Source organism: Streptomyces sp. NPDC059454, from assembly GCF_042749965.1.
Taxonomy (GTDB): domain Bacteria; phylum Actinomycetota; class Actinomycetes; order Streptomycetales; family Streptomycetaceae; genus Streptomyces.
Window position 1 is genome coordinate 210,901 of sequence record NZ_JBHYVC010000006.1, and the last position, 9,846, is coordinate 220,746.

Here is a 9,846-nt window from a genome sequence, read left to right on the forward strand (position 1 = left end):
TCCCGCCGTTCACCCGACCGGCCGTCCGGGGCGCGCCGCGGAGCGGGGATTTTCCCGATGCCCCGTTTTCATCCGGCCCGCGCGGTGGACAATCGGTGGCATGAGCCAGCAGGGGGGAAGGCCCACCAGTTCCGAGGACGACTGGTGGCGGCAGCTGTACGACGACGCCACCGACGACACGGGCCCCGTACCGGCGCCCGATTCCCTGGACGACCGCTTCGCCTCGGCGTCCGGCACGCTCGACGCGGGCGGCCCCGCCCCGGCCGGCTCACCTCCCGCCCCGACGGTCCCGGGCCCCCGTCCGGCCGCCCCCGCCGCACCGGCGGACCCCCCGCCACGGCCCGCGGACCCCCCGCCCCGCGCCCCCTGGGAACCCTCGCCCGCCGCGGCCGCGGGCCCGGTGACCTTCCCCCCGGGGACGGACCGTCCGCCCCAGCCGCAGCCGTCACCGCCCCCGGCCGCCCGTACCTCCGGCACCGCCTTCGGCCCCTGGACCCCCGCCGCGCCCCCGCCACCGCCCACGGCCCCACCGGCCCCGGAGCCCGCGGACGATTCCGTCCCCCGTGCCTCCCGCCTCGAACCACCACCCGGCCCGCTCCCGTCCCCCGCCCACGTGGGATCCCGGCCGCCCACCTACGACGCCGAGCCCACCGCCCTCCCGCCGGCCGACCCCGACGAACTGGACGGCCTGGTCCCGGACACCGTGCTGGACGGGGCCCGCTACGGCGCCTGCACCCTGCGCGCCGCCTCCGTGCGCGGGGACTCCGCGCGCTACCGGGGCGAACCGCGCCGCGACGCGCTGCTGACCGCCCGGTTCGGGACGGGGGAGCAGGCCCTCGTCCTCGTGGCACTGGCGACCGGCGGCCGGACCGCGCCGGGGGCGCACCGGGCCGCCGCCGAGGCCTGCCGGTGGATCGGCGCGGCGGTGGGCCGCAGCCACGCCCGCCTCGTCGACGACATCAGGGCCGCCCGGCGCGGCGACCTCAAGTCAGGACTGCACCGCCTCACCGACCGCAGCCTCGGCAAGCTCCGTGCCGGCGCGGCCGACCAGGGCCTCGAACCCGACGCCCACACGGCCACCCTGCGCTGCCTCCTCCTGCCCGCCGACCCCGAATGCCGCACCCGGGTCTTCTTCGGCGTCGGCCCCGGCGGACTGTTCCGGCTGCGGGACGGCGCATGGCAGGACATCGAACCCGAGCCCACCGAGATCAGGGGCGAACCCGTGGTCGGTTTCGGCTCGCCGCCCTCCGAGACCCCCGACGGCGACCGCCTCACCATGGACCTGGGCATCCCCACACCCCCGAGCCCGTACGAGCCCGCCCCCGAACCACCCCGCGAACCCTTCCGCTTCCGCACCTCCATAGCCCGCCCGGGTGACACCCTGCTGATGTGCGGCACCGGCCTCGCCGACCCCCTGCGCGGCGAACGGGAGCTCCGCGCGCACCTCGCCGACCGGTGGTCCCGCCCCGAGCCGCCCGGCCTCGCCGCGTTCCTCGCCGACACCCAGGTACGGGTCAAGGGATACGCGGACGACCGTACGGCCGTCGCCGTTTGGGAGGCGTGAGCGCTGCCGGTGTGAATTCATGGAACCCGTCAGGCATCTTCGACACCCGAGGGGCAGACGGAAGCCATGGCCAAACAGAACGTCGCGGAACAGTTCGTCGACATCCTCACCCGCGCGGGAGTCAAACGCCTCTACGGCGTCGTCGGCGACAGCCTCAACCCCGTCGTCGACGCCGTGCGCCGCAACGCCGCCATCGACTGGATCCACGTCCGCCACGAGGAGACCGCCGCCTTCGCCGCCGGCGCCGAGGCCCAGATCACCGGCCGCCTGGGTGCCTGCGCCGGCTCCTGCGGGCCCGGCAACCTCCACCTCATCAACGGGCTGTACGACGCCCACCGTTCCATGGCCCCGGTCCTCGCCCTCGCCTCCCACATCCCGTCCAGCGAGATCGGCCTCGGCTACTTCCAGGAGACCCATCCCGAGCAGCTGTTCCGCGAGTGCAGCCACTACAGCGAGATGATCTCCAGCCCGCAGCAGATGCCCCGGCTGCTGCAGACCGCCATCCAGCACGCCGTCGGCCGCTCCGGCGTCAGCGTCGTCACCCTCCCGGGCGACATCGCCGACCACGCCGCCCCCGAGAAGCCCGTCGAGACCGCCCTCGTCACCTCCCGGCCCACGGTCCGCCCCGGAGACGCCGAGCTCGACCGCCTCGTCGACATGATCGACGAGGCCGAGAAGGTCACCCTGTTCTGCGGCGCCGGCACGAAGGGCGCGCACGCCGAGGTCATGGAGTTCGCGAGCAAGATCAAGTCCCCGGTCGGGCACGCCCTGCGCGGCAAGGAGTGGATCCAGTACGACAACCCGTACGACGTCGGCATGAGCGGGCTGCTCGGCTACGGCGCCGCGTACGAGGCCACCCACGAGTGCGATCTGCTGATCCTGCTCGGCACGGACTTCCCGTACAGCGCCTTCCTCCCCGACGACGTGCGAATCGTCCAGGTCGACGTGCGGCCCGAGAACCTCGGCCGGCGCTCGAAGCTCGACCTCGCGGTGTGGGGCGATGTGAAGGAGACGCTGCGCTGTCTGACACCACGGGTCCGCACCAAGGACAACCGGAAGTTCCTCGACCGGATGCTGAAGAAGCACACGGACGCGCTGGAGGGGGTGGTGAAGGCGTACACGCGGAAGGTGGAGAAGCATGTGCCGATCCACCCCGAGTACGTGGCGTCCGTACTGGACGACATGGCCGACGACGACGCGGTGTTCACCGTCGACACCGGCATGTGCAACGTCTGGGCGGCCCGCTACATCTCGCCCAACGGCCGCCGCCGGGTGATCGGTTCCTTCTCCCACGGCTCGATGGCGAACGCGCTGCCGATGGCGATCGGGGCGCAGTTCACCGACCGCGGCCGGCAGGTCGTGTCGATGTCCGGCGACGGCGGATTCACCATGATGATGGGGGACTTCCTCACCCTGGTGCAGTACGACCTGCCGGTGAAGGTGGTCCTGTTCAACAACTCCTCGCTGAGTATGGTCGAGTTGGAGATGCTGGTCGCCGGACTGCCCTCGCACGGCACCGCCCTGAAGAACCCCGACTTCGCCGCCGTCGCCCGCGCGTGCGGCGCCCACGGGGTGCGGGTGGAGAAGCCGAAGGAGCTCGCCGGGGCGCTGAAGTCCGCGTTCAGGCACAAGGGTCCGGCCCTCGTCGACATCGTCACCGACCCCAACGCGCTGTCCATTCCGCCGAAGATCAGCAAGGAGATGGTGACCGGTTTCGCCCTGTCCGCCTCCAAGATCGTGCTGGACGGAGGCGTCGGCCGGATGCTCCAGATGGCCCGCTCCAACCTGCGCAACGTGCCCCGGCCGTAGGGGGGTTCACTGTGCCCGGGGCCTCCAGCCGCGTGCCGAGGTGTCGTACTCGTAGTGGGGCAGGCCCTCGATGCCGCTGGTGCGGAACGGGCGGCCCCGGTCGTCGATACGGACCGTGCCGGTACGGCCCTGCGAGGACCAGTCCAGCTCCAGGTACCAGCGGCAGTCGCAGTGCGCGGTCCGGGCGGTGACCAGCAGCACCTCCGGGTCGCTCGCGGAGACCCGGTAGGGCATCCGCACGGCCGGGATCGGCGTACCGGCGTCGTTCCCGGCGACCGCGCGGGCGATGGGCCGGTCCTTGTCCAGGTCCACGTCGAAGTACCGCGGGGTGAGCGCGCCGCCGCAGCCCTGGTCCATGGCGTACGCGTTCCCCGGCGCGGGGCCGGCGCGGCCGGCCACGCGGACGCGCAGCGCGGTGAGGACGACGGCCGTGTCGGACGTGCCCTGCACCGACAGCTCCACCAGCGTCTCGCCCCCGTGCACGGCCGACTGCGTCGTCGCCCAGACCCCGGCGTCCTGCGGGACCGGCGGCGGCGGGACCTGCTCCGGCGGCTTGGCCACGACGTAGTCGTGCCCGCATCCGTACGCCCAGGCCTGCGAGTCGGCGGACCAGGTGAGCGGCGGTGCCACGACGGGCGCGGAGCCCGCCGGAGCCGCGGCGGGGGAGGAGGTGCTCCGTCGCGGTCCGGGGGAGGCGGAGCGTTCCTCCGGTGTCGTGGAGCCCGAGGCGGACGGGGTGGACGAGGGCGTGCGACTGCGCGGCGCGGTGGGACCGGTCGTCGCGGACGTGCTCGGGGACGCGGCGGTGGTTCCCCGCTCGGCGGACGGTCTCCGCCCGTCCGGCAGCGCGGACAGGCTCCCCACGGTCGCGAGCAGCGCGCAAACGGCGGCCAGGGCGACGGCGACCCGCTTGTGCCGCCGGTACCAGGGCCGCCGATGCCCCGCCCCTTCGTCCAACGGCCCACTCGTCACATCCCCGTCGCCCGAGGGGGGACCCGCGGACCCGGGGGACCGGGTGGTCTGCCGTGCCGGGGTGGCAGCCGCGTGCGGGCCGTCGACGGCCGAGACGTGCCGGTCCGGGGTGCCGGCGGTGGCTCCCCGGACCGGGGTACCGACCGTGTTCGGGCCGTCGACGGCACCGTGCCCGGCGGGTCGGCCGCCGAGCCCGTCGGCCGGCGGCCCACCGGCGACATCGTCGGGCGCACCCTCCCCGGCAGCCGGCTCCTCGGGGGTGGCGCGCTCTGCTTCCGGAGCGGTGGGGGCGCCGCCGTTCGTCCGTTCCCACGGCGCGGTGCGCTGTTCGCCGGAGCCGGAGACCGGCACCGCGTCCGCCCCGGCCGAACCGGGTGCCGCGCGCGGACGTCGGCGTGCCTCCACCGCGCGGAGCCAGCGGTGGTGGAGGTCCACGCGTTCCGCCCTCGACGCGCCGCACAGGGCGGCGAAGCGCTCCACGGGCGCGAAGTCGACGGGGACCGCCTCGCCCGCGCAGTAGCGGTGCAGCGTCGAGGTGTTCATGCCGAGGCGGCGGGCCAGCGAGCCGTAACTGCGGTCCGTACGTTCCTTCAGCTTCCGCAGCAGCGCCGCGAACTCAGCCACGTCGTCCTGTGCCGACACCGTCACCCCGCACTCGTATGACCTCGGCCGGGTCCTGGGACGGTATCCCAGGCACCCCATGTACCTGCACGTCAGACGGGCTGGGATGGTTCCATGCCGGCGAAACCGGCGACGACGCTTGCGCCCGCCTCCTGAGACGGCTGATGCTCTTGGTGCCGCGAACCGCCCCGACGGCCGCCGTGACGGACCGTCCGGGCCGTCACGGCTCACCGCCTCGTCATTCCATCACGCACACCTCACGGGGGACCTCCATGCCCATGCGCACCCGCGCCACCACCCTCACGGCGCTGACCGTCGCCGCCCTCGCCCTCGGCACGGCACTCACCGCGCCGGCCGGCGCCGCGCCGCGGAAGGCCGCCCCGCCCACGTTCCTCGCGGCCTCCGAGCTCCCCCCGCACCCGTCGTCGGCCTGGACGGCGGGCCCGGTCGCCGACGGCTTCCCGGTGGAACTCGCCTACTGCCTGGGCGAGGGCGTACCCGCGTACGACTACCGGCACCGCGTCTTCCACACCGACCTGGACACCGGCGCCGTACAGGTCACCGTCGTCACGGGCTCCGCCGCCAAGGGCAAGGCGCTGGCCGCCCTGCTGGACGAGGAGATCCGTACCTGCGCCGACCGGATCGAGCAGTCCCACCCGGACGTCGAGGCCACGGGCCGGTACTACGGCGAACTGCCGGTCGAGGAGGGCGCGAAGGTGCACGGGCTGCACACCGAGGCCTCCTGGGGCGCCACGGACATCCACCTGCTGTCCGTCGGACGCGACGGGAAGACCGTGACCGTCGTCGGCTGGGGGCAGATGGGCGACTTCGGTGACGCCCCGGTGGGCGCGTTCGAGAAGACGACGACGAAGGCCGTCGACAAGCTGTACTGAGGCCGCACGGCCGCCACGACCACCATGAGAAGCCGGGGTCGTCCTCTCGCCACGGGGGTCGGGAGGACGGCCCCGCGCGTTTGGATGGCCATCGAACTTCGGCCAACTACCGTTCGTGACCGTCCGGCATGACTGGCGTGTGGGTGACCGGGCAAGGATTCCCGTGAAGGTGTTCGAGCACAGGGGGATCGACATCGGTACGCGGGCGGGGGTCATGAAGAGTCAGGCTTCGGCGGATCGGCTGAGGCGCACACTGGGCCGGGCGGATCTGCGGGCGGTGCCCGAGTCCCGCAGGGCGCTGCGGGAACTGCTCAGGCACTGGGGGACACCGGGGCGCTCCGAGGTCGCGGAACTGCTCACCAGCGAACTCGTCACCAACGCGCTCGTCCACACCGACCACGAGGCGGTCCTGACGGCCACCGTCGGGCCCCGTGGACTGCGGGTCGAGGTACGGGACTTCGTGGACCGGGAGCCCCGGCCGCGGGCACCGAGCACCGACGACGGCACGCACGGAAGGGGCCTGGTGCTGGTCGAGTCCCTCGCCGACGGATGGGGCGTCAGGAAGCACCGGGTGGGCAAGTCCGTCTGGTTCGAACTCGACGCGGCCGCGGCCTGAAGGGTGCGGACCGCACCCTTCAGGCCGCGGCAGGGCGTCAGCCGAACTGCTGCTCCAGGTCCTTGAGCTTGCGCTCCAGGGAGTCCAGGCGCGGCAGGGCCTGGGTGTCGTCCTCGGCGGTGAGGTCGACGGTCTTCGGGTCAGCGCCGGTGCGTACCGGCTGCAGGGAGGGACGCGAGCGGACGGGCAGGGCCTCCGGCGCCGATATGGCAGGCTCCGCGGAGACCAGGTCGGAGTCGCGCTCCACCGTGGGCGCCTCCAGTTCGCGTCCGCCGCCCCGGCCCACGAGACCGCGGTGGCCACGGCTGATCGCCTTCAGCCGGGCCCGCTCCATACGCTGCTGGTCACGCCTGCGCTGCTTCGCCGCGTCCTTGCGGACCTTGTCCTCGCGCACTTCCTCGACCGCCTCGTCGAGGCTGCGCACGTTCTCCAGCAGCATCAGCGACCAGGCCCCGTAGGTCTCACGGGGGGCGCGCAGCCAGCGGACGATACGGATCTGCGGCAACGGGCGCGGCACCAGGCCCTGTTCGCGCAGGGCGGCCCGGCGGGTCTGCTTCAGCGCGCGGTCGAACAGGACCGCCGCCGACAGGGACATGCCCGCGAAGAAGTGCGGGGCGCCCGCGTGTCCGATGCCCCGGGGAGCGTGCACCCAGTTGAACCAGGCCGCGGCGAAGGCGAACGTCCACACGAGTATGCGCGAGCCGAGGGCCGCGTCACCGTGGCTGGCCTCGCGCACGGCGAGCACCGAGCAGAACATCGCCGCGCCGTCCAGGCCGAAGGGGACGAGGTACTGCCAGCCGCCGGACAGTCCGAGGTTCTGTTCGCCGAAGCCGACCAGTCCGTGGAAGGAGAGCGCGGCGGCCACCGCCGCACAGCAGAACAGGAGAACGTAGGAGACGGTGCCGTAAAGGGCCTCCTTGCGCCTGCGGCGCTCCTCGCTGCGCTCCCACGAGTCGTCCGCGCTCGTGCTCTTGACCGAGGAGCGCTTCCCGCGCGCCAGCACCGCCACCGCCGTCAGCATGCCCAGGAGCAGCACGACGCCCGGAAGCAGCCAGTTCAGCGATATGTCGGTCAGTCTCATCTAAGGGGTCCCTTGCATTGGGATAGGGCGTGTAACGCCCGCCATAGTGGCCCAATCCCAGCGGTCCTCAGGGGGTTTCGGGGCAAGAGGCCGCCAAGGAAGTGCGAGGGGGGTGCCCAGGGCGGCGTTCTGCTCGAACTGCCGCGTGAGGGGCGGGAGTTGAGTTCGAATAAGACTACCCGTACGGGCGGTTCCGCGGAAAGTTCCCGCGACGGGTGAGGGAATCGTGAAGCCCCTGTGACCTCTGCGGCGTGCTCAACGGATGATCTTACGCACCGGACGGGGTGCCGCTGCCCGACGCGGTGTCAACTCGCCTGCGCAACCAGGGCGGTGGCCCGCCCGGCCGTCCGCCCGGCGGCGCAGGTGCGCGGGCAGGTGGCGCAGATGTCCTCGGGGCGCAGGGTGTAGAACATGCAGCAGCTGACCCGGTCCCGGGTGACGGGCGCGGGCTCCCCGTCGGGTCCGGCCGGCCGGCGGAAGGCCGCCGCGCCGACGTACGGCATGGTCGCGCCCGGCAGCAGCAGCTCCAGCTCCCGCAGCCCCCGCTCCTCCTCGCCGAGCAGCTGGGAGACGTACCGCAGGCTCTCGACGATCTCGTCGGTCGCCATGCCCCACAGGGCCCGGCCGCGGCGCCGCATCCGGGGGCCGAAACCGGCCAGCACGGGTTCGAGGTGCTGGGCGACCGCCTCGCGCACCTCCGCCCGCAACGCCTCCTCGTCGGGCACCACGCGGGCGCCGGGCAGCGCGGCGGCGGGGTCGCCGGGCAGGCAGGCGAAGCCGTCGGGTCGTACGGCCATGCGGCCCACGGCGGGGCCGGCGGTGGTGCGCTCGAACGAGACGTGCGTCACGGGGTAGCGCGGCACGCGGCGGTGCAGGAACCACGGCACGGTGATCAGCAGACAGGCGGGCCAGGCGTAGCGGTGCAGACCGAAACTGGCGATCACGTCCGGACGGCCCTGCTGCCCGTAGTCCCGCAGCACCTGGGTGTCGTCCCAGGCGAGGAACCGCTCCAGCTCGGTCCCGCCCTCGGCGAGCCCCGACGCGGCGACCCAGCCGCCGCCCCGGGGCGCCGCCTCGCCGGTGCCGAGTTCGGTGATGTCCAGGGCGGGGAACACCTCCGCCAGGCGGGCGTACGCGTCCGTGACGGCCGAACCGGGCACGGGCATGGAGCCACCCCTTCACGTCTCGAGGAGCAGGGCGATAAAGGTAAGGCTCACCTTACCGAACATGGTGGCGATGTGAACCGGCGCCCCTGTGCGCTTATGGTGCTTGACGGACAGGTGACAACCCGCCGTAATGACCTCAAGTACCGAAACGTCCGCAGGAGGACCTTGTGAAGCAGGGCACGCAGGGCTCCGCAGCGACGGGGAACGCGGTGACCGGCCCGGCCGCCACGGGCCGTTTCCGGGTGCCCGCGCAACCGGCGGGGCCGGACGCCGACCGGGAGCGTGACCGGCGTGATCGGCCGAGCCGTGCCGACGACGGCGGTGGCGCGCGCGGTGAGCATACGCACGGCGAGCCCGCTCTTCCCCGGCCCCGGCCCGCCGTCCAGCGGTCCTCCGTGCGCGGACAGGTCCTCGACGCCCTGCGCACCGCGCTGGTGACGGGTGACCTGCGGCCCGGCGAGGTGTACTCCGCGCCCGTGCTGGCGGAGCGGTTCGGTGTCTCCGCCACGCCCGTGCGGGAGGCCATGCAGCAGCTCACGCTGGAGGGCGCGGTGGAGGTCGTGCCCAACCGGGGGTTCCGGGTCGTCGAGCGGGGCGCGCGGGAACTGGCCGAGCTCGCCGAGATCCGGGCGCTGATCGAGGTTCCGGTGATGATGCGGCTGGCGCGGACCGTGCCGGCCGAGCGCTGGGCCGAACTGCGGCCGCTCGCCGAGGCCACGGTCCGTGCGGCGTCCTCCGGGTGCCGGGCGACGTACGCCGAGGCGGATCGTGCCTTTCATCGGGCGGTGCTCGCCCTGGCCGGCAACGAGCAGTTGGTCCGCATCGCCGAGGATCTTCATCGGCGTGCCCAGTGGCCGCTGGTGGGTGGTGTTCCCGGTGGGCGTGGGCGGGCGGAGCTGGTGGCCGACGCCCATGAGCACACGGCGCTGCTGGACGCGTTGATCGCGGGGGATTTCGATGTGGTGCGCTCGTTGGTGGGGGAACATTTCAACGGGGCGGTGTGAGGGTGCCGGGTTTTTCGCCCCCGCCGCCCCTTCCCGTCCCGACCCCGGGGGCGCTGCCCCCGGACCCCCGCTCCTCAAACGCCGGAAGGGCTGGAAGTCGGCCCGTCCGGCGTTTGAGGA

General features: G+C 73.4%; 8 protein-coding genes. 5 read left to right on the forward strand and 3 right to left on the reverse strand.

The features are described 5' to 3' along the window. Positions 1-100 precede the first annotated feature (100 nt). Both ACFXAE_RS06715 and ACFXAE_RS06720 read left to right on the forward strand, forming a co-directional pair. Positions 101-1,564: a protein phosphatase 2C domain-containing protein gene (locus tag ACFXAE_RS06715; RefSeq protein ID WP_384709024.1), complete on the forward strand. Its 1,464-nt coding sequence runs from the start codon at positions 101-103 to the stop codon at positions 1,562-1,564. Positions 1,565-1,630: 66 nt separating this feature from the next. Beyond that, complete coding sequence (locus ACFXAE_RS06720) at positions 1,631-3,373, forward strand: pyruvate dehydrogenase (protein ID WP_384709027.1); 1,743 nt, start codon at positions 1,631-1,633, stop codon at positions 3,371-3,373. Positions 3,374-3,379: 6 nt separating this feature from the next. On the opposite strand, the gene ACFXAE_RS06725 is transcribed toward ACFXAE_RS06720, so the two are convergent. Then, positions 3,380-5,047, reverse strand: coding sequence for a helix-turn-helix domain-containing protein (locus tag ACFXAE_RS06725; protein ID WP_384709030.1), 1,668 nt, complete (start codon positions 5,045-5,047; stop codon positions 3,380-3,382). Between the two features lie 191 nt (positions 5,048-5,238). Here ACFXAE_RS06725 and ACFXAE_RS06730 point away from each other — a divergent pair, with 191 nt between their 5' ends. Beyond that, entirely contained in the window at positions 5,239-5,859 is a 621-nt protein-coding gene (locus ACFXAE_RS06730) for a hypothetical protein (protein WP_384709033.1), read from the forward strand. Positions 5,860-6,073: 214 nt separating this feature from the next. After that, the gene (locus ACFXAE_RS06735; RefSeq protein ID WP_384709077.1) at positions 6,074-6,475 is read left to right on the forward strand and encodes an ATP-binding protein; all 402 of its coding nucleotides are present in this window, start codon (positions 6,074-6,076) and stop codon (positions 6,473-6,475) included. 37 nt (positions 6,476-6,512) lie between these two features. Here ACFXAE_RS06735 and ACFXAE_RS06740 read toward each other — a convergent pair whose 3' ends face one another. Then, positions 6,513-7,556 carry a DUF2637 domain-containing protein gene (locus ACFXAE_RS06740; RefSeq protein WP_384709036.1) on the reverse strand — a complete coding sequence of 348 codons (1,044 nt, stop codon included), beginning with the start codon at positions 7,554-7,556 and terminating at the stop codon, positions 6,513-6,515. 305 nt (positions 7,557-7,861) lie between these two features. After that, positions 7,862-8,722, reverse strand: a complete 861-nt coding sequence (locus ACFXAE_RS06745) for a (2Fe-2S)-binding protein (protein WP_384709039.1) — start codon at positions 8,720-8,722, stop codon at positions 7,862-7,864. Between the two features lie 167 nt (positions 8,723-8,889). Here ACFXAE_RS06745 and ACFXAE_RS06750 point away from each other — a divergent pair, with 167 nt between their 5' ends. After that, the gene (locus ACFXAE_RS06750; RefSeq protein ID WP_384709042.1) at positions 8,890-9,726 is read left to right on the forward strand and encodes a GntR family transcriptional regulator; all 837 of its coding nucleotides are present in this window, start codon (positions 8,890-8,892) and stop codon (positions 9,724-9,726) included. Positions 9,727-9,846: the final 120 nt, after the last annotated feature.

Excerpts from the sequence above, each read along its gene's own strand:
- ACFXAE_RS06725 (WP_384709030.1), bottom strand. The coding sequence starts at position 5,047 with ATGGGGTGCCTGGGATACCGTCCCAGGACCCGGCCGAGGTCATACGAG.
- ACFXAE_RS06730 (WP_384709033.1), top strand. The coding sequence starts at position 5,239 with ATGCCCATGCGCACCCGCGCCACCACCCTCACGGCGCTGACCGTCGCC.
- ACFXAE_RS06745 (WP_384709039.1), bottom strand. The coding sequence starts at position 8,722 with ATGCCCGTGCCCGGTTCGGCCGTCACGGACGCGTACGCCCGCCTGGCG.
- ACFXAE_RS06740 (WP_384709036.1), bottom strand. The coding sequence starts at position 7,556 with ATGAGACTGACCGACATATCGCTGAACTGGCTGCTTCCGGGCGTCGTG.
- ACFXAE_RS06735 (WP_384709077.1), top strand. The coding sequence starts at position 6,074 with ATGAAGAGTCAGGCTTCGGCGGATCGGCTGAGGCGCACACTGGGCCGG.
- ACFXAE_RS06720 (WP_384709027.1), top strand. The coding sequence starts at position 1,631 with ATGGCCAAACAGAACGTCGCGGAACAGTTCGTCGACATCCTCACCCGC.
- ACFXAE_RS06715 (WP_384709024.1), top strand. The coding sequence starts at position 101 with ATGAGCCAGCAGGGGGGAAGGCCCACCAGTTCCGAGGACGACTGGTGG.